Annotated in this window: 23 protein-coding genes; 18 read left to right on the top strand and 5 right to left on the bottom strand. The window is 62.2% G+C overall.

Translation table 11 applies throughout. The features are described from left to right. The first annotated feature begins 78 nt into the window (after positions 1 to 78). On the top strand, positions 79 to 588 hold the full coding sequence (locus tag AADW22_RS11450; protein ID WP_037944481.1) for a hypothetical protein: 510 nt from the start codon (positions 79 to 81) through the stop codon (positions 586 to 588). Between the two features lie 74 nt (positions 589 to 662). Here the strand turns inward: AADW22_RS11450 and AADW22_RS11445 are convergent, their stop codons facing one another. The 3 genes from AADW22_RS11445 to glmU are packed head-to-tail and all read right to left on the bottom strand — an operon-like array spanning position 663 to position 4,584. Next, a complete protein-coding gene (locus tag AADW22_RS11445) occupies positions 663 to 1,412 on the bottom strand; it encodes a DNA alkylation repair protein (RefSeq protein ID WP_407473746.1) in 750 nt (249 codons plus the stop codon). After that, complete coding sequence (gene glmS / locus AADW22_RS11440; RefSeq protein WP_407473745.1) at positions 1,409 to 3,229, bottom strand: glutamine--fructose-6-phosphate transaminase (isomerizing); 1,821 nt, start codon at positions 3,227 to 3,229, stop codon at positions 1,409 to 1,411. Before glmS ends, AADW22_RS11445 begins: the two co-directional genes overlap by 4 nt. Positions 3,230 to 3,231: 2 nt before the next feature. Continuing rightward, positions 3,232 to 4,584 (bottom strand): bifunctional UDP-N-acetylglucosamine diphosphorylase/glucosamine-1-phosphate N-acetyltransferase GlmU, encoded by a 1,353-nt coding sequence (glmU, locus tag AADW22_RS11435; protein WP_407473744.1) that lies wholly within the window; start codon positions 4,582 to 4,584, stop codon positions 3,232 to 3,234. Between the two features lie 118 nt (positions 4,585 to 4,702). Here glmU and AADW22_RS11430 point away from each other — a divergent pair, with 118 nt between their 5' ends. Beyond that, complete coding sequence (locus AADW22_RS11430) at positions 4,703 to 5,374, top strand: HAD-IA family hydrolase (RefSeq protein WP_407473743.1); 672 nt, start codon at positions 4,703 to 4,705, stop codon at positions 5,372 to 5,374. A 1-nt stretch (position 5,375) separates the two neighbouring features. Beyond that, on the top strand, positions 5,376 to 6,581 hold the full coding sequence (locus tag AADW22_RS11425; RefSeq protein WP_407473742.1) for a DegT/DnrJ/EryC1/StrS family aminotransferase: 1,206 nt from the start codon (positions 5,376 to 5,378) through the stop codon (positions 6,579 to 6,581). Here AADW22_RS11425 and AADW22_RS11420 read toward each other — a convergent pair. Together AADW22_RS11420 and AADW22_RS11415 are read right to left on the bottom strand one after the other, a co-directional pair. Further along, on the bottom strand, positions 6,578 to 6,979 hold the full coding sequence (locus AADW22_RS11420; RefSeq protein ID WP_289081559.1) for a VOC family protein: 402 nt from the start codon (positions 6,977 to 6,979) through the stop codon (positions 6,578 to 6,580). The genes AADW22_RS11425 and AADW22_RS11420 overlap by 4 nt on opposite strands. A gap of 139 nt (positions 6,980 to 7,118) precedes the next feature. Then, complete coding sequence (locus AADW22_RS11415; RefSeq protein ID WP_005854017.1) at positions 7,119 to 7,589, bottom strand: pyridoxamine 5'-phosphate oxidase family protein; 471 nt, start codon at positions 7,587 to 7,589, stop codon at positions 7,119 to 7,121. Positions 7,590 to 7,735: 146 nt separating this feature from the next. On the opposite strand from AADW22_RS11415, the gene AADW22_RS11410 reads away from it, so the two are divergent. The 15 genes from AADW22_RS11410 to AADW22_RS11340 all read left to right on the top strand — a co-directional run bounded on the left by AADW22_RS11410 (position 7,736) and on the right by AADW22_RS11340 (position 22,449). Further along, entirely contained in the window at positions 7,736 to 8,899 is a 1,164-nt protein-coding gene (locus AADW22_RS11410) for an isovaleryl-CoA dehydrogenase (protein ID WP_005854015.1), read from the top strand. Further along, on the top strand, positions 8,896 to 9,387 hold the full coding sequence (locus tag AADW22_RS11405) for a lysozyme inhibitor LprI family protein (RefSeq protein ID WP_168592748.1): 492 nt from the start codon (positions 8,896 to 8,898) through the stop codon (positions 9,385 to 9,387). Before AADW22_RS11410 ends, AADW22_RS11405 begins: the two co-directional genes overlap by 4 nt. Continuing rightward, complete coding sequence (locus AADW22_RS11400) at positions 9,387 to 10,910, top strand: AMP-binding protein (RefSeq protein WP_407473741.1); 1,524 nt, start codon at positions 9,387 to 9,389, stop codon at positions 10,908 to 10,910. The genes AADW22_RS11405 and AADW22_RS11400 overlap by 1 nt, the downstream gene beginning before the upstream one ends. 52 nt (positions 10,911 to 10,962) lie before the next feature. Continuing rightward, positions 10,963 to 12,567, top strand: a complete 1,605-nt coding sequence (locus tag AADW22_RS11395) for a carboxyl transferase domain-containing protein (RefSeq protein ID WP_180827843.1) — start codon at positions 10,963 to 10,965, stop codon at positions 12,565 to 12,567. Positions 12,568 to 12,722: 155 nt separating this feature from the next. After that, a complete protein-coding gene (locus AADW22_RS11390; protein WP_407473740.1) occupies positions 12,723 to 14,657 on the top strand; it encodes an acetyl/propionyl/methylcrotonyl-CoA carboxylase subunit alpha in 1,935 nt (644 codons plus the stop codon). 11 nt (positions 14,658 to 14,668) lie between these two features. Continuing rightward, the gene (locus AADW22_RS11385; protein ID WP_243250384.1) at positions 14,669 to 15,334 is read left to right on the top strand and encodes a glutathione S-transferase family protein; all 666 of its coding nucleotides are present in this window, start codon (positions 14,669 to 14,671) and stop codon (positions 15,332 to 15,334) included. Positions 15,335 to 15,387: 53 nt separating this feature from the next. Continuing rightward, positions 15,388 to 16,245, top strand: coding sequence for a hydroxymethylglutaryl-CoA lyase (locus AADW22_RS11380; protein WP_037944468.1), 858 nt, complete (start codon positions 15,388 to 15,390; stop codon positions 16,243 to 16,245). Further along, positions 16,245 to 17,030, top strand: a complete 786-nt coding sequence (locus AADW22_RS11375; protein ID WP_289080953.1) for a crotonase/enoyl-CoA hydratase family protein — start codon at positions 16,245 to 16,247, stop codon at positions 17,028 to 17,030. Before AADW22_RS11380 ends, AADW22_RS11375 begins: the two co-directional genes overlap by 1 nt. Positions 17,031 to 17,086: 56 nt before the next feature. After that, positions 17,087 to 17,986, top strand: coding sequence for an NAD-dependent epimerase/dehydratase family protein (locus AADW22_RS11370; RefSeq protein ID WP_407473739.1), 900 nt, complete (start codon positions 17,087 to 17,089; stop codon positions 17,984 to 17,986). Positions 17,987 to 18,156: 170 nt separating this feature from the next. Further along, positions 18,157 to 18,522, top strand: coding sequence for an NADH-quinone oxidoreductase subunit A (locus AADW22_RS11365; protein WP_005854000.1), 366 nt, complete (start codon positions 18,157 to 18,159; stop codon positions 18,520 to 18,522). After that, complete coding sequence (locus AADW22_RS11360) at positions 18,513 to 19,049, top strand: NADH-quinone oxidoreductase subunit B family protein (protein WP_005853998.1); 537 nt, start codon at positions 18,513 to 18,515, stop codon at positions 19,047 to 19,049. The genes AADW22_RS11365 and AADW22_RS11360 overlap by 10 nt, the downstream gene beginning before the upstream one ends. A 9-nt stretch (positions 19,050 to 19,058) precedes the next feature. Beyond that, a complete protein-coding gene (locus AADW22_RS11355) occupies positions 19,059 to 19,664 on the top strand; it encodes an NADH-quinone oxidoreductase subunit C (RefSeq protein WP_037944466.1) in 606 nt (201 codons plus the stop codon). A gap of 8 nt (positions 19,665 to 19,672) precedes the next feature. Continuing rightward, positions 19,673 to 19,837 carry a hypothetical protein gene (locus AADW22_RS11350; RefSeq protein WP_005853995.1) on the top strand — a complete coding sequence of 55 codons (165 nt, stop codon included), beginning with the start codon at positions 19,673 to 19,675 and terminating at the stop codon, positions 19,835 to 19,837. Further along, positions 19,837 to 21,060, top strand: a complete 1,224-nt coding sequence (locus tag AADW22_RS11345) for an NADH-quinone oxidoreductase subunit D (protein WP_005853993.1) — start codon at positions 19,837 to 19,839, stop codon at positions 21,058 to 21,060. The genes AADW22_RS11350 and AADW22_RS11345 overlap by 1 nt, the downstream gene beginning before the upstream one ends. Positions 21,061 to 21,138: 78 nt before the next feature. Continuing rightward, entirely contained in the window at positions 21,139 to 22,449 is a 1,311-nt protein-coding gene (locus AADW22_RS11340; protein WP_005853991.1) for an NADH-quinone oxidoreductase subunit E, read from the top strand. Positions 22,450 to 22,455: the final 6 nt, after the last annotated feature.

The following is a 22,455-nucleotide window of genomic DNA, read 5'->3' as shown; positions in this document are numbered from 1 at the left end:
AGGTAAACATCGGCCCATCCCGGGGCAAGTAGCATTTAGGAGATTGAAGCGGCAGGGGCGGAGCGTTAGATTTAACCCATGAAACATTATATTATTCTAGGTGTCGCTGTTGTTGCTCTGGCCGGATGTGCGGGCGTAACGGATCGTTTGGGTTTGGGCAAACGCGGGGCGGACGCAGCCCCACCCACGGCCGAGGCCGAGGCGCGTGCAGAGGCGTCCCTGTCCTCCGCCACCGCGGCTGCCCGTCCGCCTGCTGGGGCACGCACAGCCGATGCGCTTGACACCACCACGGCCGAACAACGCGCCGAGGCGTCAAAACCTGCTGCGGCAGGGGCTAAATCGCTGGGCACCACCGTCGCCTCGCTTGGCAGCGCGACAGAGCCGGGGCTTTGGATGAAAACACCGCTGGTGAAATCGGAAATGCAGGGCCGCGTGACGAACCCCGCGACGGGCAAATCCTCTACGGTTGAACTGATCCCGCTGGATGGGCCTGCCTCGGGCGGGAGCCGCATGTCGTTGTCGGCGCTGCGTCTGATTGGCGCGTCGCTGACGGATCTGACCAAGGTTGAAGTGTCCACCAACGGTTAAGCCGCGCGGTGACGGTGTAAGATACAAAACGGGCGTCCGAGGGGGGAACCTTGGACGCCCGTTTTCTGTAGGGATCAGCTGTCTGATGCGGGGGCTTCGTCTTCCGCCGTCACGTCCGCCGTCACTGCGGCTTCCAGCGGGAAATCCGGCATATGGCGCGCGGCTTCCTTGATCGCATAGGGTTTGAGGGTGGCGCGGTTGTCCTCGATAAAGGCGGCGGCGCGCACGGGGTCATGACGGCTGAGGTCGCGCACCCACCACGCGATGGCCTTTTGCAGGATGCCGTTCTTGACCGGCAGATACCCCGCTGCCCACCCAAGGATGCGCTCGCGCGCGTCCAGCTCTTCGGGCTTGGGGTTGTTCTGCTTGGTCCAGGGCAGGGTCGCGACAAGCGCCGCCCGCTTCGACCAGAGTTCGCCCGATTGGGTCCAGGTCTCGACCACATCCAGACGTTGAGGGTCTGCCAGCAACCGTTTTTGCGCCGCCATGCAGGCATGATCCGCGATGGCCCAGCTGTCGAAGTCCGGTACCCAGCTTTGGATCAACTGCCACGCGGGTTCGTCATCCGGGCGCAGGCGGGCCTGGGTCAACAGTTTGGCCGCCGCCACCCGCGCCTCGAAGATATCCGTTTGCCACAGGGCATCGGCCAGCGCGATCCGGTCGGTCAGAGACAGCTCGGTCCGCCACGCTTTGGTCAGATCGTTGATCTGCGGGTTGGCAACGCCCAGATAGGGGCGATCCACCTTGTGATAGGCCTGCATCTTCTCGACAGCGGCGGGATCAGCCAGTTCGTTCAGCTGCGCCATATAGGGGGCAAGGTTCATTCCACAGTCACCGATTTTGCCAGGTTGCGCGGTTGGTCGACATCGGTGCCTTTGGCAATCGCGGTGTGATAGGCCAGCAACTGCGCCGGGATCGCATAGAGGATGGGGGCGAGCGCATCGGCAACGGGTGGCATCTCTATCTGCCCCCACGTGCCTTCGGCGGCTTCATCCAGCCCCGCACGATCCGAGATCAGGATCACCTTGCCCTTGCGCGCCATGACCTCTTGCATGTTGCTGACGGTCTTGTCGAAAAGCGTGTCATTGGGGGCCATGACCACCACAGGCACGTTTTCGTCGATCAGCGCGATCGGTCCGTGTTTAAGTTCTCCTGACGCATAAGCTTCGGCGTGTATATAGCTGATTTCTTTCAGTTTTAGCGCGCCTTCAAGAGCAAGCGGGAACATCGCGCCACGCCCCAGGAACAACACGTCACGGGCCGAGGAAAGCTTGTAGGCTTCGTCGCGCAGGGCGGCGTTCTGTTCGAGCGCGGTGTTGATCTGCGACGGCATGGACCGCAGACCAGAGACATAATCGGCCAGCTCTTCCTTGGTGATCGCGCCGCGGTCGACGGCGGCTTTCAGCACCATCAGGAACAAGACGGTCAACTGGCAGGTGAAGGCTTTGGTCGAGGCGACGCCCACTTCGACCCCCGCGTGGATCGGCAACGCCAGATTGCTTTCCCGTGCGATGGAGGATTCAGTCACATTGACCACCGAAGTGATGAGATCGGCCTTGCCCGCGCAATAGCGCAGCGCGGCCAGAGTGTCGGCGGTTTCGCCCGACTGGCTGACAAACAGCGCCATGGTCCGGTCCGAGATGGGCGGTTCACGATAGCGGAATTCCGACGCGACATCGACCTCGACCGGCATGCGGGCGATCTGTTCGAACCAGTATTTCGCGGTGAGGCAGGCGTAGAAAGCCGTGCCGCAGGCGACCATGGTGATACGGTCGATCTTGGTGAAATCGAGCCCCGGATCGGGCAGCATGATCTCTCCGTCCGCGGTGAGATAGCGCGACAGGGCCTCGCCAATGACGGCGGGCTGCTCTGCGATCTCTTTCGCCATAAAGTGCTTGTGGCCGGCCTTGTCGATGCGGGTGGTATCCAGACTGATCTTCTTGACCACACGGTCAACAGGGGCATCATTGGCATCGTAAATCTTGACCGACGTGCGGGTCAGCACGGCGCGGTCGCCTTCCTCGAGATAGGTAACACGGTCCGTCATGGGCGAAAGCGCAATCGCGTCGCTGCCCAGATACATCTCGTTGTCGCCATAGCCGACGGCTAGCGGAGCCCCCTTGCGCGCGCCGATCATCAGATCGTCTTCACCGTCAAACAGGAACGCCAGTGCGAAAGCCCCATGCAGCCGCGCAATGGTCTTGGTCGCGGCGTCTACAGGGCCCAGCCCTTCGGCCATGTATTTCTGGGTGAGCAGCACGACCGTTTCCGTATCCGTCTCGGTCACGAATTCAACGCCGTCCTTGGCCAGTTCGGCGCGCAGCTCGCGGAAGTTTTCGATGATGCCATTATGCACGACAGCCACCGGCCCCGCCTGATGCGGGTGCGCATTGGTGACCGATGGCGCACCATGGGTCGCCCAACGGGTATGCCCGATGCCCGACTTCCCGGCGAGCGGTTCATGCACCAGCAGATCCGACAGGTTCACCAGTTTGCCGACCGCGCGGCGGCGGTCCAGCTTGCCCGCGTCAATCGTCGCGATACCGGCGCTGTCGTAGCCGCGATATTCCAGACGTTTCAGGGCTTCGACAAGGGTAGGCGCAACTTCGTGTTGGCCAAGGATACCGACAATACCACACATGATTAGCTGCCTCTCTGCTGTTTGGCCTTCTTGGCCTTTAACATTTCCAACAATTTCCGCGCCATGCCCGGTTTCTCGACCTGATGTGCACGCGCCAGCGCCAGCGCGTCCGCCTCCACATCCGAGGTGATGACCGACCCCGATCCCGTCATGGCTCCGTCGCCGATATGCACGGGGGCCACCAGCATGGTGTTCGACCCGATAAAGGCGTTGGCCCCGATATGGGTGTGGTGCTTCATCACGCCGTCATAGTTGCAGGTGATCGTGCCCGCGCCGATATTGGCTTTGGTGCCGATGGTTGCGTCGCCGATATAGCTCAGGTGGTTCACCTTGGCCCCTTCGGCGATCTGCGCGTTCTTGATCTCGACAAAGTTGCCGATGCGCACATCCTCGGACAGCTCTGCACCGGGGCGCAGGCGGGCGTAGGGGCCGATGACCCCGCCGCGTGCGACGTGGCAGCCTTCAAGGTGGCTGAACGCGCGGATGGTAGCACCGGATTCAATCGTCACGCCGGGGCCAAAGACCACATTGGGTTCGATCACCGTGTCGCGGCCGATATAGGTGTCACGGGCGAAATAGACCGTCTCGGGGGCCATCAGCGTGATACCGTCCTCGAGCATGGCTGCACGGGCGCGCGACTGGAACGCGGCGTCGGCAGCGGCCAGATCCGCGCGGGAGTTCACGCCCATCGTCTCGGCCTCGTCACAGGTGACGGCAGTGGCTTTCAGCCCGCGTTCCCGTGCAATGCCGATGATATCGGTGAGGTAGTATTCTTCCGATGCGTTGTCGTTGCCGACCGCATCAATCAGATCAAACAGCAGATCGGATTTGCACGCGACAACACCGCTATTACAAAGGGTTATCGAGCGCTCTTCATCCGTGGCATCTTTGTATTCAACGATGCGGTCAAGGCTGTCGCCCTGCATCACCAACCGGCCGTAACGGGCAGGATCAGCGGCGTCAAAGCCCAGCACGACGACATCATTCGTCTCAAGTGCCGCGCACATGTTTTCAAGCGTTTCGGTCTGCACGAAAGGCGTATCGCCATAAAGCACGATAGCCGTGCCGTCAAAGTCTGCCAGCGCCTCGCGCGCCTGACCGACGGCGTGGGCGGTGCCCAGTTGTTCCTCTTGCACGACGACCTGTGCTTCGTCATCAAAAGCCTGCACTGCGGCGCGGACCTGATCTGCCCCGTGGCCTGCTACAACGACCGTGCGGGCAGGCGACAGTGCGGCACCTGATGCCATGGCGTGCTCTAACAATGGTGCGTGGGCGACCGCATGCAGAACCTTGGGCAGATCCGATTGCATACGGGTACCTTTGCCTGCGGCCAAAAGGATCAGTGCAACTTCCATGTATAATCTCTTTAATCAATTTAATGTCTGCTCTCTTTACCTTGTTGGCGATTTTGCGCAAGGCTAGGGGTCATCAAAGAAGATTTCCGCCTGCAACACATTCAGCAAAGGAATGCCGATGAAAACAGTCGTATTCGACCTCGACGGGACGCTCGCGGACACGAGCGGAGACCTGATCGCCGCGGCCAATGCCTGTTTCCGCGACATGGGCGAGGGCGATGTGCTGGATGCCAAGACCGATGCAGGCACGGCGCTGAAAGGCGGCCGGGCGATGCTGCGGTTGGGCATGGAACGTTTGGGGCGCGCCGACGACGCCGAGACCATTGACCGCTACTATCCCATGCTGCTCGAAGCCTATGGCCGCGAGATCGATACCCATACCGTGCTTTACCCCGGCGCGATGGAGGCGGTGGAGGCGTTGAAAGCCGCGGGCTACCGCGTGGCGATCTGCACCAACAAACCCGAGGGGCTGGCCCATACGCTACTGACCAAGCTTGGCGTGCGCGATGCCTTTGGCGCGATGGTGGGGGCCGATACGCTGGCGATCCGCAAACCCGATCCGGAGCATCTGTTCGAAACGGCGCGGCGTGCCGGGGGCGACCCTGCGCTGTGCTTGATTGTGGGCGATACCAATACCGACCGCGAGACGGCGCGCGCGGCGGGGGTGCCTTGCGTGTTGGTCTCCTTCGGTCCCTCGGGCGATGATATGGCGGCACTTGGCCCCGAAGCCCTGCTGGACCACTATGACGATCTGCCCGACATCGTCACCCGTCTGATCGGTGCTGTCTGACATGGTATCTGACACGGCAGAGGTGTTCGCCGGCAGCTTCACCCAGCAAGAACCAATCCCCGAGGAAGCCATCGACGCCGCCGTCGCCGTGATGCGCCACGGGCGGCTGCACCGCTATAACACGGCGCCCGGCGAAACCTCCGAGGCCGCGCTGCTCGAGCAGGAGTTCGCCGCGATGGTGGGTGCGCAATACTGCCTTGCTGTGGCCTCGGGCGGCTATGCCATCGCCACCGCCTTGCGGGCCGTTGGCGTCAAGCCGGGGGATCGGGTGCTGTCCAATGCTTTCACGCTGGCCCCTGTGCCCGGCGCGATTGCCGCGGTCGGCGCCACGCCGGTCTTTGTCGATGTCACCCAAGGGCTGGTGATCGATCTGGACGATCTGGCCGCCAAACTGGATCAGGCGCGGGTGCTACTGCTAAGCCATATGCGCGGGCATATCTGCGATATGGACCGGTTGATGGCGCTTTGTGACGCCGCCGGTGTCACCGTGGTAGAGGATTGCGCCCATACCATGGGGGCAAGCTGGAACGGCGTGCCCTCGGGGCGGCATGGGGCGGTGGGGTGCTATTCCTGCCAGACCTACAAACACGTCAACGCGGGCGAGGGCGGGCTGCTGGTCACCGACGATGCAGCACTCGCGGCGCGGGCGATCATGCTCTCAGGGTCCTATATGCTTTACGACCGGCATCTGGCGGGGCCGCCGCCCGAAGCCTTCGAGACGGTGAAATACGACACACCGAATATCTCTGGCCGGATGGATAACCTGCGCGCGGCGATCCTGCGCCCGCAGCTCAAGCGGCTTGAGACACAGATCGACGGGTGGAATGCGCGGTATCACGTGGTTCAGGACGGCTTGCGCGACACGCCCGGCCTGACCCTCATCAATCGCCCCGCGGTGGAACGTTTTGTCGGATCGTCGTTCCAGTTCTTGCTGTCTGGCTGGGCCCCCGAGGCCATCACAACAGTGCTGACCCGTTGCGCCGCCCGCGGGGTGGAACTGAAGTGGTTCGGCGGGGCGGAGCCTGTGGGCTTTACCAGCCGCTACGATTCATGGCGTTATGCCGAACCCTCTGCGCTACCCGCCAGCGATGCGGTGCTCGCCAGTATCATCGACATGCGCGTCCCGCTGACATTCTCGTTGGACGACTGCGCGCTGATCGCACGGATCATTCGCGCGGAAGTCTCGGCGGTGTTCCAGCAGGGCTAGGCCGCGCCGGGGGGCGCCATCTGGATCAACTGGATGAGGTTCCCGCAGGTGTCATCCAGCACCGCCATGCGGACGGGGCCGGCATCAATAGGGTCTTGGGTGAAGACGACACCGCTGTCGGTCAGCCGTTTGACTTCGGCATCCAGATCCTCAACCTGAAAGGAATGGGCTGCGATCCCGTCTTCCACCAGCGCCTGTTTGTAGGGGCCAACGGCGCGGTGATCGCTGGGCTCTAGCAAAAGCTCTGTCCCGTCGGGCTGTTCGGGCGATATCACAGTGAGCCAGCGGTGCGTCCCGAGGGGGATATCGTTCTTCACCTCAAATCCCAGCTTGTCGCAGTAGAACTTCTGGGCTTTGTCTTGGTCGTCAACGAAGATGCTGGTCACATAGATTTTCATATCAATTCATCCGTTCATGGCTGTATCGGGCCGGGTCTGATGCAAAGCCCGCGGGTGTTCGGCAGCACCCTAGCATGGCATCGCGAAAAGGGCAGGCACAACGGCCCGCCCTTGCTGCGATTGATGGCGTGTCCGCCGTTCAGAAGCGAATGGTCCCATGTTCGCCCGCATCCGGAACCTGTTTGGTCACATTGGCTTTGGCGATTTCGTAGAGGAAGGACAGGCTGCCGCCGGTCAGCCAGACCTCCGCCTGTTTGAGGTCCATGCGCACAAGTTGCACGTCGTCATCCTTGCGTCCGTCCTTGAACCAGGCGGCGGCAAAGGCGTTCCACAGCTCGTCCAGTTTGGCAGGGTCGGTCACAGCCTGAACGGTACCGTCGATCCGGGCGTATAGGTGTTCGTCCTTGCTGGTCACCAGATATTCTGCCGCAGCACCGGTCTGGGCGGATTTCGCCAGATCGGTGTCCCGTGCGGTGATGAACCAAAGGCAGTTGGCGTCGTGGTCGGCATAGTGGCTCATGGGGATGGCGCGGGCGGTATCGGTGGCCAGCATGCCGATGCGGGTGTCGTCTACGCGGTCCCAGAATTCTTTCTTCAATGACGTGCTCATATCGGGGCGTCCTTTCTATCCTGTGTCACGGGGGTAACATCGGCGGCGCGGGTGCAGTTCCGCGCAGCCTGCGACATTTGCTTGACCGAATCCGCGAGAAGTGTAGTGTAATGAACAACTGTTCAATAAACTCGGGGGAGGGGTCTATGTTCAACACCACCATGAAATTCGATCTGGGCGATGACGTGAACGAGATGCGCGATATGGTGCACCGTTGGGCGCAGGAACGGGTCAAACCGATGGCCGCCGAGATCGACACCAAGAACGAATTCCCGCCCGCGCTCTGGGAAGAGATGGGCAGCCTTGGTCTGCTGGGCATGACGGTCGAGGAAGAATTCGGCGGCTCGGGCATGGGCTATGTCGCACACACCGTCGCGGTTGAAGAAATCGCGCGCGCTTCGGCCTCGGTCTCGCTGTCCTACGGGGCGCATTCGAACCTCTGCGTCAATCAGATCCGTCTCAACGGCAGCCCCGAACAGAAGGCGAAATTCCTGCCAGGCCTGTGCTCGGGCCAACATGTGGGCGCGCTGGCGATGTCCGAACCCTCTGCGGGCAGCGACGTGGTGTCGATGAAACTGCGCGCCGAAAAGCGCAACGATCACTACCGCCTGTCGGGCAACAAATACTGGATCACCAACGGCCCTGACGCCGACACGCTGGTGGTCTATGCCAAGACCGACCCCGATGCCGGATCGAAGGGCATCACCGCCTTCCTGATCGAGAAATCCATGAAAGGCTTCACCACCAGCCCGCATTTCGACAAGCTTGGCATGCGCGGGTCCAACACGGCAGAGCTGATCTTTGACGATGTCGAAGTCCCGTTTGAAAACGTTCTTGGGGAAGAGGGGCGCGGCGTGGCGGTGCTGATGTCGGGTCTGGACTACGAACGCGTGGTGCTGGCGGGGATCGGTCTGGGGATCATGGCCGCCTGTCTGGACGAGATCATGCCCTATATGGTCGAGCGTAAACAATTCGGGCAGCCCATCGGGAACTTCCAGCTGATGCAGGGCAAGATGGCGGATATGTACACCGCGATGAATTCGGCCCGCGCCTATGTCTACGAGGTCGCCAAGGCCTGTGATCGCGGTGATGTCACCCGTGCGGATGCCGCCGCCTGCTGTCTTTATGCCAGCGAAGAAGCGATGAAACAGGCGCATCAGGCGGTGCAGGCCATGGGTGGGGCGGGCTACCTGTCGGACAACCCCGTGGGCCGCATCTTCCGCGATGCCAAGCTGATGGAGATCGGGGCAGGCACCTCTGAAATCCGCCGGATGCTGGTGGGCCGCGAGATGATGGGAGCGATGGCGTGAAACCTCTCGGCATCGCCCTGATGCTCTGCGCCTCACCGCTTGCCGCGCAGGATCTGCAATATACCGATCGCGGCACAGAGATTTGCCTCGCCGACGCCGATGGTTTTGCCGCCGAGATGGCCTGCGTCGGTGTCTCTGCGAACCAGTGCATGGAGGATTCTCCGGGCGGGAGCAGCACCTATGGTATGGGCGGGTGTCTGGACCGTGAGCTGCAATTCTGGGACCAGCGGTTGAACGATAATTACGCCGCGGTGATGGTGCAGGCCAAACGGATGGATGCCGATGCGATCCCGGGGCCCGAGGGAAGCCCCGGCGTGGCGGATGCCCTGCGCGAGATGCAGCGGGCGTGGATCGTGTTCCGCGACAAGGCGTGCACCTACGAAGCCTCGCTTTGGCAGGGGGGCACGGGGCGCGGACCTGCGGCGATTAACTGTCTGATGCAACAGACCGCGCGTCAGGCTTTGTCGCTGGACGTGTGGGAAGGCTGATGGCTGACGTCCTGCCAGGTCTGGACGCAACGGGCGCGTGGGAGATTCCGGCGCGGCTGAACATGGCGGCGCAATGTCTGTCCCATGACCCCGCGCGGCTTGCGATCATTGATCTGACAGGTGACGCGCGACGCGATGTCAGCTTTGGCACCCTGTCCGATATGGTGGACGGACTCGCCCGCGCCTTGGCGCAGCGGGTCCAGGCAGGCGACCGTGTGGGCGTGCTGCTGGGGCAAAGCCCGTGGTGTGCTGCGGCCCATCTGGCGATCTGGAAAATCGGCGCGATTTCAGTGCCTTTGTTCAAACTCTTCAAGTATGATGCCCTCGCGTCGCGGGTGCGTGATGCGGGCGTGACGCTGGTGCTGACCGATCCCGAAGGGCGCGATCTGCTGGGGGGGCTGGCGACGCCCTTGATGGCAGATAGCGTCGGCGTGGCGGGCGATCCTGTCGCCTTTGCCGACACCGGCCCTGACGATCCGGCGGTGCTGATCTATACCTCGGGCACGACGGGGTCGCCTAAGGGTGCGCTGCACGGCCATCGGGTGCTGACGGGCCATCTGCCCGGCGTCTCGCTCAGCCATGATGTGCTGGGGCAGGACGGCGATTGTCTCTGGACGCCTGCGGATTGGGCGTGGATCGGCGGGCTGTTCGATGTGGCAATGCCCGCGCTGGCGCTTGGCGTGCCTGTTGTCGCGGCGCGCTTGGCGAAATTCTCGTCCGACGCCTGTGCGCGCATCATCCGCGAGGGCGATGTGCGCAACGTGTTCTTCCCCCCGACCGCGCTGCGGATGCTCAAGGCCGAGGGAGCCACGATCGCGGGGCTACGCTCTGTCGCATCTGGGGGGGAGCCTTTGGGGGCCGAGATGCTGGCATGGGGGCAGCAAGCCTTTGGCCTGAGTATCAACGAATTTTACGGGCAGACCGAATGTAATATGGTCGCCACCAGCGCGGGCAGCCAGTTCCCACCACGCCCCGGTTGCATCGGTAAACCTGTGCCGGGCCATAACGTCGAAGTTTTGGATGATGACGGTGCGCCGACGGCAGGCGAAGGCGATGTCGCCATCCGCAAGGGATCAGCCGCAATGATGCTGGGCTACTGGCAGCGCCCCGACGAGACAGCACAAAAATTCCGGGGTGACTGGATGCTGACCGGTGATCGCGGCGTGTTCGACGGTGAATACCTGCGCTTTATCGGGCGCGAGGATGATGTGATCACCTCAAGCGGCTATCGCATCGGTCCGGCAGAGATCGAGGATTGCCTGCTGACCCATCCCGATGTGGCAACCTGCGGTGTGGTGGGCAAGCCCGACCCGCTGCGGACAGAGATCGTCAAAGCCTATATCGTGCGCAAATCCGGTGCGACTGTCGATGAACAGACCCTGCAAGACTGGGTGAAAACCCGCCTTGCCAGCTATTCCTACCCGCGCGAGGTGGCCTTTCTGGATGCCTTGCCGATGACCGTCACAGGCAAGGTGATCCGCCGCGAGCTGAAAGCCCGCGCCGCTGCCGAAGGGGCTGCGTGATGCAATACCCCCCTGTGACGTCCCCCAATTCCATCCGATCAAGGAGACCGACATGAAGCTGATTTCGCAAGCCTTGCCCTCGTCCGAAAGCTTCAAGGCGAACGAGGCCGCGCATCTGGCCGCCCTGCAAACCATCCGCGAGGCGGCGGATGCGGCGGAACTGGGCGGCGGCGAGAAATCTCGCGCCCGACACGTGAGCCGCGGCAAGATGCTGCCCCGCGAACGGGTGGCCAATCTGCTCGACCCCGGTTCGCCCTTCCTTGAGGTCGGTGCGCTGGCGGCACATGGGCTTTATGGTGGGGCGGCCCCAGCGGCGGGCGTGATCGCGGGGGTCGGCAAGGTGCAGGGCATCGACTGCATGATCGTGTGCAACGACGCCACGGTGAAGGGCGGCACCTATTTCCCGATGAGCGTCAAGAAACACCTGCGCGCCCAAGAGATCGCCGAGGAAAACCATCTGCCCTGCATCTATCTGGTTGATAGCGGCGGCGCGAACCTACCCAATCAGGACGAGGTCTTTCCCGACCGTGACCACTTTGGCCGGATTTTCTATAATCAGGCGCGGATGAGCGGCAAGGGCATCCCCCAGATCGCGGTGGTCATGGGATCGTGCACCGCGGGCGGGGCCTATGTGCCCGCGATGTCGGATGTGTCGATCATCGTGAAAGAGCAGGGCACAATCTTTCTGGCTGGTCCGCCGCTGGTCAAGGCCGCCACGGGCGAGGTTGTTAGCGCCGAGGATTTGGGCGGCGGCGATGTGCATACCCGTCTGTCAGGTGTGGCGGATTATCTGGCCGAGGATGACGCCCACGCGCTGGCGCTCGCCCGGCGTGCCGTGGCGGGATTGAACCGCGCGGTCCCGATGAATGTGCAGTGGCAACCGGCCGAAGACCCTGCCTATGATCCGGCCGAGATGCTGGGCGTTGTCCCCGCCGATCTGCGCACGCCCTATGACATCCGCGAAGTCATCATGCGGCTGGTCGATGGCAGCCGCTTCGACGAATTCAAGGCGCGCTTTGGCGAGACGCTGGTCTGCGGTTTCGCCCATGTGAAAGGCTGCCCCGTCGGTATCATCGCCAACAACGGCGTATTGTTCTCGGAATCCGCCCAGAAAGGCGCGCATTTCGTCGAGCTGTGTTCGCAGCGCAAGATCCCGCTGGTCTTCTTGCAAAACATCACCGGTTTCATGGTCGGCCGCAAATACGAGAACGAAGGCATCGCGCGGCACGGGGCCAAGATGGTGACGGCTGTCGCCTCGACCAATGTGCCCAAGATCACCATGCTGGTGGGCGGGTCGTTCGGGGCTGGTAACTATGGTATGGCGGGACGCGCCTATTCCCCGCGCTTCATGTGGACATGGCCGAACTCGCGCATTTCGGTCATGGGCGGCGCACAGGCGGCGGGCGTTCTGGCGACCGTCAAACGGGATGCCATTGAACGCGCGGGCGACAGCTGGACCGAGGAAGAAGAGACCGCGTTCAAGCAGCCCACGATTGATATGTTCGAGGAACAGTCGCATCCGCTTTATGCGACCGCACGGCTTTGGGATGACGGCGTGATCGACCCGCGCCACAGCCGCGAGGTGCTGTCGCTGTCGCTACGCGCCAGTTTGAACGCACCGATCGAGGATACGAAGTTTGGTGTGTTCCGGATGTAGGCTGCGGCGGGTCTTTATGCGGCCGGGGGCCAGCCCAAGGTTTTAATAAAGCCGGGGGCCAGCCCAAGACTTTTATAAGGCCGGGGGCCAGCCCCCGGGACCCCCGGAGTTTAAGGGGCAAAATGAAGATAAGATGGATGTGAGGGAACTGCGTGATGTTTGATACGATCCTGATTGCGAACCGGGGCGAGATTGCTTGCCGCGTGATGGAGACAGCGCAGGCCATGGGGGTGCGCTGTGTGGCGGTCTATTCCGACGCGGACCGCGCGGCGAAACATGTGGCGATGGCGGATACGGCGGTGCATATCGGCGGCTCGGCCCCTGCCGATAGCTATCTGCGCGGCGAGGTTATCATTCAGGCGGCACTGGATACGGGCGCGCAGGCGATCCATCCGGGCTATGGCTTTTTGTCCGAGAACCCCGATTTCGTGGATGCGGTAGAGGCGGCGGGGCTGGTCTTTATCGGCCCGTCGGCCAAGGCCATCCGCGCGATGGGGCTTAAAGACGCCGCCAAGGCCTTGATGGTCGAGGCGGGCGTGCCGGTTGTGCCGGGGTATCACGGGGCCGATCAGAATGACGCGCTGCTGGCGGCAGAGGCGGATAAGATCGGCTATCCGGTGTTGATCAAGGCCGTCGCCGGCGGCGGCGGCAAGGGCATGCGGCTGGTGGAGGCGGCGGACGGTTTTCAGGCCGCGCTGGAGAGTGCGCGCTCAGAGGCCAAGACAGCCTTTGGCAACGCCGATGTGCTGGTCGAGAAATTCGTCACCAAACCGCGCCATATCGAAGTGCAGGTCTTTGGCGACGGCAAAAAGGCCGTGCATCTGTTTGAACGCGATTGCTCGCTTCAGCGGCGTCACCAGAAGGTGATCGAGGAGGCTCCGGCCCCCGGCATGACGCCCGAAATGCGCGAAGCGATGGGGCAGGCGGCCGTCACAGCAGCCGAGGCGATTGGCTATGCCGGGGCGGGCACGATTGAATTCATCGTCGACGGCTCTGGCGGGTTGCAGACGGACGGCTTCTTTTTCATGGAGATGAACACCCGTTTGCAGGTGGAACATCCCGTGACCGAGGCGATTACCGGCGTTGATCTGGTGGCCTGGCAGCTGCGTGTGGCGGCAGGCGAGGGGCTGCCCCTGCGCCAGGACGAATTGTCGATCCAAGGACATGCGTTTGAGGCGCGGCTTTATGCGGAGGATGTGCCCAAGGGTTTCCTGCCCGCCACGGGCACCTTGACGCATTTGCAGTTCACGCCCGCCTGTCGTGCCGATAGCGGGGTGCGCGCCGGCGATACGATCAGCCCTTTCTATGATCCGATGATCGCCAAGGTGATCGTGCATGGCGACACGCGCGAGATCGCCCTGTCGCGCCTGCGCGCCGCGCTGACCGGCTGTGAGGTGGCGGGGACGGTGACAAACCTTGCGTTTCTGGGCGCTTTGGCGGCGCATGAAGGGTTTGCGGCGGGGGATGTGGATACCGGGCTGATCGCCCGTGACATTGATGCTTTGACCCAAGCGCCCGAGGTGGAGCCGCGCCATGCGGCGCTTGCCGGGATGGCGGCACTGTCGTTGCTGGATCCGGCCGCGGGCGCGGGATTTACGCTGTGGCAGCCGCTGCGCCGCGCGGTCGGATTGACCTGGGGCGGAGAGGATCATCTGCTGCAGGTGCAGGTCGTCTCGGCGGATCACCAGATCTGGACCGTGGACGGGACAGAGGTCGTGGCACAGCGCATCGGCGGGCGTTGGTCCGTGGGCGGGCAACAGGCAGCGGCTGTATCCGTCGCCGAGGGGCGCGTGACGGTCTTTGACGGTTATGGGCTGGTGTTTGACGTTATCGACCCGCTGGCCCGTGCCGCGGGTGGTCACGGCGACGGCAACCTGATCGAGGCCCCGATGCCCGGATTGGTGCGTGTCGTGGATGCCAAGGTCGGCCAGACGGTGACCAAGGGCGACCGCCTTGCGGTGCTGGAAGCCATGAAGATGGAGCACAGCCTGCTTGCCGCGCGCGATGGCGTGGTCGCCGAGGTTCTGGCGCAGGCTGGTGATCAGGTCGAGGCGGGTGTAGCACTGGTGCGGCTAGAGCCCGAGGCATAGGAGACCGCACCATGATTACCCTGCACCACGTCGAACAGACCCGTTCCATGCGCACCCTTTGGTTGCTGCACGAGCTTGAGGTGCCCTTCGAGGTGTCGATCCACGCCTTCGATAAATCCTTGCGTGATCCGGGCTATCTGGCGATTTCCCCGGCGGGGCGTGTGCCCTCGCTCGAGATCGACGGGGAGCGCATGTTCGAGACGGGTGCCATCGCGGAATATCTTTGCGAACGGTTCAGCCCCGACCGTTTGGGGCGGATGCCGGGGGCACCGGATCGCATGGCGTGGTTGGTGTGGATCCATTTTGCTGAGACGGTATCGCAGCATTGTGCCGCGCTGACCCAGCAGCATGTGGCGCTGCGCGATGATTCCATGCGCAGCCCCATCGTGATGAAGCTGGAAGCCGCGCGTTTGATAAAGTGTTACGACGCGATCGAGGCGCGTTTGGGCGGCGGGATACTGTCACAGGATTATCTGTTGATGAGCGGTTTCACCGCGGCGGATGTGAACGTGGGGCAGGCGGTCTATATGGCGCAGCATTTCGCCAAGCTCGACAATCACCCTAATGTGGCGGCCTGGTATGCGCGCATCACCGACCGCGAGGCGTTCCAGCTGTCGCTGCCCAAAGACGTGCCGTTGTTTGACCGGACGTTTTATGACCCGTGGCCGGTCGAGTGATGCTACCGTCACGCAGGTGAGTTTATTTGGCAAAATGAAGGGGAGGGGGCGTTATGGATAAAGGGGTCTGCGAGATATTCGAGGTCGGTCCACGGGACGGGCTGCAAAACGAGGCGCGCGAAATTCCGGTGTCGGAGAAGATCGCGCTGGTCGACCTGCTGAGCCGTGCGGGGTTTTCCCGGATCGAGGTGGCGAGTTTTGTCAGCCCCAAATGGGTGCCGCAGATGGCCGGATCGGGTGAGGTTCTGGGCGGGATTGCTCGGGTCGAGGGGGTGCGTTATGCCGCGTTGACGCCGAATATGCGGGGCTACGAGGATGCGGTCGCGGCCAAAGCGGGAGAGATCGCGGTGTTCGCCTCGGCCAGCGAGGGGTTCAGCCAGAAGAATATCAACGCCAGCATCGAGGAGGCGTTCGAGCGTTTCGCGCCGATCTTAGAGCAGGCACGCCATGTGGATATGCCGGTGCGGGGCTATGTCTCATGTGTGGTGGAATGCCCCTATGACGGGGCGGTCGCGCCATCCAAGGTGGCGGAAGTGGCGGATCGTCTTTTCTCTATGGGCTGCTATGAGGTCTCGCTTGGTGACACCATCGGGGCGGGCACGCCGGATACGATTGCGCGCATGTTGCTGGCGGTGCGCGATGTGGTGCCTGTGGGGCGTTTGGCCGGGCATTACCATGACACCAACGGGCGGGCGATGGACAATATCGATGCATCCCTGTCCATGGGCGTGCGGGTGTTCGATGCCGCCGTCGGCGGTTTGGGGGGGTGCCCCTATGCGCCGGGGGCTGCGGGCAATGTTGCTACGGAAAAGGTCAACGCGCATCTGATGGCGCTTGGCTATGACACCGGGTTGGATCAGGCGGTGATCGAGGAAGCCGCCGAGATGGCGCGGCGGATGAGGGCAGGATGATGTACGAGACACTGAAGCTGGAGACCGACGCGCGCGGGGTCGCGACCTTGACGTTGGCGCGCGAGGAAAAGCACAACGCCATGTCCGCGCAGATGATCGCGGAGCTGACCGGGGCCGCCGCCGCCTTGGCCGCTGATGATGCTGTGCGGGTCGTGGTGCTGACCGGAGCGGGCAAAAGCTTTTGCGCGGGCGGTGATCTGGGCTGGATGCAGGCGCAGCGCGATATGGATGGGCCGACACGCTCGGCCGAGGCAGGCAAGCTGGCCACGATGTTGGGCGCGCTGAACACGCTGCCCAAGCCCTTGATCGGTCGGGTGCAGGGGAATGCCTTTGGTGGCGGTGTCGGCATGGCCTCGGTCTGTGACGTGGCGATCGGGGTTGATACGTTGAAGATGGGGTTCACCGAGACGCGGCTGGGGATCATTCCGGCCACCATCGGCCCCTATGTGCTGGCCCGCATGGGCGAGGGGCGCGCGCGGCGGGTGTTCATGTCGGCCCGTCTGTTTGACGCGGCGGAGGCGGTCGATCTGGGGTTGCTGGCCCGTGCGGTGTCGGCGGATGCGCTGGACGCTGCGATCGAGGCCGAGGTCGTGCCCTATCTGTCCTGTGCGCCGGGGGCCGTGGCTGCGGCGAAACAGCTTGCGCGGGATCTGGGACCGCGGATCGACGCGCAGGTCGTGGACCATACCATCGCCGCATTGGCCGACCGCTGGGAAACCGAAGAGGCGGCCGAGGGAATCGGTGCTTTCTTCGACAAGCGCAAGGCGGCCTGGGTTACGGGTTGAAGCGGGGCGGCAAGGCTCTAGGCTTTGCCACGACATCAACGGCGAGAGGGGCCCCCATGCGTATTCTATTCACCGGCGGCAGCGGCAAGGCGGGGCGGCATGTGATCCCCTATCTGATGGATCAGGGGCATCAGGTGTTGAACGTGGACCAGCAGCCGCTGGATCACCCCGGCGTTGACAACCGCATTGCCGATATCACCGACGCGGGCCAGATGCATGATGTGATGCATAGTCTGATGAATCTGGGCGAACTGGATGAGGGCACCGGCGTGCTGGGGTTTGACGCCGTTGTGCATTTCGCCGCCGTGCCGCGCATCCTGATCACGTCGGATACAGAGGTGTTTCGGGTCAATACGCTTGGCAACTATCATGTCATTGATGCTGCCGTGACGGCGGGGGTGCCCAAGATCATCTTTGCCTCATCCGAGACGACCTATGGCGTCTGCTTTGCCCAGGGGGAGCGCAAGCCCGACTATATCCCCGTCGATGAAGATCACCCGACCGTGCCCGAAGACAGCTATGCCATGTCCAAGGTCTGCAACGAGGCGACGGCGCGCAGCTTTCAGGCGCGCACGGGGGCGGATATCTACGGGTTGAGAATCAACAACGTGATCGAACCGCATGAATACGCCAGCCTTTTCCCCGGCTTCATTCACGACCCCGATCAACGTCGGCGCAATATCTTCGCCTATATCGATGCCCGCGATCTAGGGCAGATGGTGCAGCGCTGTCTTGATGTGGACGGCTTGGGCTACGAGGTGTTCAATGTGGCCAACGCCGACACCTCTGTCGCCGCACAAACGTCTGACTTGATTGATCGCTACTATAAAGACGTGCGCCAGACCCGCGATATGGACCAGTTCGAGACATTCTACAGCATCGAAAAGGCGCGTGACCTGCTGGGGTTCGCGCCGCAGCACAGCTGGCGCGAGAGCCGCGATCTGCTGGAAAAATAGCGCCAATCACGCAGGCGCGGGCAGGGCGCGCCGCGCCCCACGACAGGATGACGCAAATATGGCGGGCTCGGTTGACCCTGACCGGACAGCGGAGTAAACCGACCAAAGCCAATAGTGCCGTTTGGCTGACAGGGCGCGTGGCGCGTCGCATACGCAAAAGGAGCTTCCCCTTGGACGACATGATGCGGGAATACCTGCCGATCCTACTTTTTCTTGCCGTGGCGATTGTCCTTGGCATTGTTTTGATCCTGGCCGCCGTCGTGCTGGCCGTGCGCAACCCGGACCCTGAAAAAGTGTCGGCCTATGAATGCGGGTTCAACGCCTTTGACGACGCCCGGATGAAATTTGACGTGCGGTTCTACCTCGTGTCGATCCTGTTCATCATCTTTGACCTCGAAATCGCTTTCCTCTTCCCCTGGGCCGTGGCCTTTCAGGACGTGAGCATGGCCGGTTTCTGGTCGATGATGGTCTTTCTTGCCGTGCTGACCGCCGGCTTTGCATATGAGTGGAAAAAGGGAGCACTGGAATGGCAGTAGCAGCCGCCGGGGCCAATGTGGCCGGGATGGACCGCGATGTGGCCACCCAGAACCTGAACAAGGAACTGCAGGACAAGGGCTTCCTGCTGACCTCGACCGAAGACATCATCAACTGGGCCCGTACCGGCTCGCTGCACTGGATGACTTTTGGTCTGGCCTGCTGCGCCGTCGAGATGATGCACACCTCGATGCCGCGCTACGATCTGGAACGTTTTGGCACCGCGCCACGCGCGTCTCCGCGTCAGTCCGACCTGATGATTGTTGCGGGCACGCTGACCAACAAGATGGCGCCGGCCCTGCGCAAGGTCTATGACCAGATGCCGGAACCGCGCTATGTGATCTCTATGGGGTCTTGCGCCAATGGCGGCGGCTATTATCACTACAGCTATTCCGTGGTGCGCGGCTGTGACCGTGTCGTGCCTGTCGATGTCTATGTGCCCGGCTGCCCGCCCACGGCAGAGGCGTTGCTTTATGGTATCATGCAGTTGCAGCGCAAAATCCGCCGCACCGGCACAATTGTTCGCTAAGGGGCTGATATGTCAGAACAACTGAACGAACTTGGCGCGTATATCGAAGCGAAACGCCCCGACTGTATCCTCGGCTGGGACATCGCCTTTGACGAGCTGAACATGGATGTCACCCAGGCCAATCTGCCCGGTCTAGTAGAATTTATCAAAAGCGACGCGACCTGCCGTTTCTCCTCGCTGGTGGATATCACCGCGGTGGATTACCCGGGCCGCGCCAAACGCTTTGATGTCGTCTATCATTTTCTGTCGATGTACCAGAACCAGCGCATCCGCTTGCGCGTCGCCGCGCGCGAAGAGGATATGGTCCCCTCGATCGTCGATATCCACCCGTCGGCCAACTGGTTCGAACGCGAGGTCTTTGACATGTTCGGCATCATCTTTGCCGGCCACCCCGACCTGCGTCGCCTGCTGACCGACTACGGGTTCCGCGGCTACCCGCTGCGCAAGGATTTCCCAACCACCGGCTATACCGAAGTCCGCTATGACGAGACGGAAAAGCGCGTGGTCTATGAACCCGTGAGCCTCGTTCAGGAATATCGCCAGTTCGACTTTATGTCGCCTTGGGAAGGGGCCGAATATATTCTGCCGGGCGATGAAAAGCCGGAGGCAAAATAATGGGGGGCATGTGGTGGTTCATACTGTCTGCCCTCACAATCATCCCGATGGTCAAGCTGTTGCCGTTTTTCGGGATCAATAAATACTGGTCTGTTGCCTGTATCGTGCCTTTGGGCACCGTCGCCCTTTTGTGGTGGATGGGCGTCAAACTGACTGAGCTGGAGCGTAAATGATGGACGGCACCAAAGGTTTCGAAGACGCCCTGACCGGCGAGCAGAAGATCCGCAACTTCAACATCAACTTCGGCCCGCAACACCCTGCGGCGCACGGGGTTCTGCGTCTGGTTCTCGAACTCGACGGCGAGATTGTCGAACGCTGCGATCCGCATATCGGCCTGCTGCACCGTGGCACCGAAAAGCTGATGGAAAGCCGCACCTACCTGCAGAACCTGCCGTATTTCGACCGGCTGGATTACGTGGCCCCGATGAACCAGGAACACGCCTGGTGTCTGGCCATCGAAAAGCTGACCGGTGTCGAAGTGCCCCGTCGCGCCTCGCTGATCCGCGTCCTCTATTCCGAAATTGGCCGCATCCTGTCACACCTGCTGAACGTCACCACACAGGCGATGGACGTGGGTGCGCTGACACCGCCGCTCTGGGGCTTTGAAGAACGCGAAGATCTGATGATCTTCTACGAACGCGCCTGCGGTGCCCGTCTGCACGCGGCCTATTTCCGCCCCGGCGGGGTCCACCAGGATCTGCCGCCCGCGCTGCTTGATGATATCGAGGCATGGACCCACAAGTTCCTGTCGGGCTTCATGGTCGACGTGGATCAGCTGCTGACAGAAAACCGGATCTTCAAACAGCGTAACGCTGACATCGGCATCGTGTCTGAACAGGACATCCAGGATTGGGGCTTCTCGGGCGTGATGGTCCGCGGCTCTGGCCTGGCATGGGATTTGCGCCGTGCGCAGCCCTATGAATGCTACGATGAATTCGACTTCCAGATCCCGACCGGTGTGAACGGCGATTGCTATGACCGCTACCTCGTCCGGATGGAAGAAATGCGCCAGTCCACCTACATCATCCAGCAAGCCATCGAAAAGCTGCGCGCGCCCGAAGGGCAGGGCGATGTATTGGCGCGGGGCAAGATCACGCCCCCCAGCCGGACCGCGATGAAAACCGACATGGAAAGCCTGATCCACCACTTCAAGCTCTACACCGAAGGGTTCCACGTCCCCGCCGGCGAAGTCTATTGCGCGGTCGAGGCCCCAAAGGGCGAATTCGGCGTCTACCTTGTGGCGGATGGATCGAACAAACCCTACCGTGCCAAACTGCGCGCGCCCGGCTACCTGCACCTGCAAGCGATGGACTATGTCGCCAAGGGGCATCAGCTGGCGGATGTCGCGGCGATCATCGGCACCATGGACATCGTTTTCGGAGAGGTCGACCGTTGAGCCGGGTCCTCTTCATTTTGCCAAATAAACTCCCGCCGGAGGCGCCTGCCGTTTCCGCAAGAACGAAAGCCTGATCTGATGCTGCGCCGTTTGCACCCTGACCAACCGACAAGCTTTGCCTTCACCCCTGCCAACCAGGCCTGGGCCGAAGCGCAGATCACGAAATACCCCGAAGGCCGTCAGGCCAGCGCGATCATCCCTTTGCTATGGCGTGCGCAGGAACAGGAAGGCTGGCTGAGCCGCCCTGCAATCGAACATGTCTCTGAAATGCTGGGCATGGCCTATATCCGCGGGCTCGAGGTTGCGACATTCTACTTTATGTTCCAGCTTCAGCCTGTGGGCGAGGTCGCGCATTTCCAGATTTGCGGCACGACATCCTGCATGATCTGCGGTGCTGAAGACCTGATCGAGGTCTGCAAGGAGCGCATCGCGCCCAAGGCCCATCAGATCAGCGCAGACGGCAAATTCTCGTGGGAAGAAGTCGAATGTCTGGGCGCCTGTTCGAACGCGCCGATGGCGCAGATCGGCAAGGACTATTACGAAGATCTGACCGTCGACGGCTTCCGGGCCATGATCGACGAGATGGCGGCGGGGCAGGTGCCTGTACCCGGCCCGCAGAACGGGCGCTATGCCTCTGAACCGCTGTCCGGGCTGACCAGCCTGACCGATCACGACAGCGGCAAGACACAATATAACGCGAGCGCGCAGCTGGCCGTGGACATCGGCGATACGCTCAAGCGCATCGATGGTACCGAAGTGCCGCTGACAGCACCCTGGCAGGGTAAAGATGGTGCAGACAGCGCCGGTTCTGACAAGGAACAGCCTGTTGCGCGGGATGACAATATGCCACCCGAAGGCCCTGACGGTGCCCAAGGCGGTCGTACCGCTGCAGAGGAAGACGCACCACGTGATGTGGGCGATGCCTCGGATCAACGCTCCGAAGCACCGGGGGAGGCTGACGGCACCGAAGCTGTGGGCAAACCCGAAGCAGGCAGCGTCGCACCCGGCGATCCGGCCCCTGCGCCCAAAGCCTCGACCGCGGGCACCAAAAAAGCATCGGTTGCGAAATCTGCAGAGGCCAATGCGGATGCTGCGGCCACCAAGCCCAAGACGCTGGATGCCCCCGAAGGCGGCGCGGCGGATGACCTCAAGATGATCAAGGGCATCGGTCCCAAGCTCGAAGCGCTGGTTAACAAGATGGGCTTTTACCACTTTAGCCAGATCGCTGACTGGGGCCCGAACGAGGTATCCTGGGTGGATCAGAACCTCGAAGGTTTCAAGGGTCGCGTGACCCGCGACAACTGGGTCGAGCAGGCGAAAAAACTTGCTGCTGGTGAAGAAACAGAATTCTCGTCGCGCGCCACAAAAGATGGTATCTATAACACATAATAGATC

Source organism: Sulfitobacter sp. PM12, from assembly GCF_045586035.1.
GTDB lineage: Bacteria > Pseudomonadota > Alphaproteobacteria > Rhodobacterales > Rhodobacteraceae > Sulfitobacter > Sulfitobacter pontiacus.
Note: the sequence above shows the minus strand (reverse complement) of the source record. Positions and strands in the feature narration are given on the sequence as shown.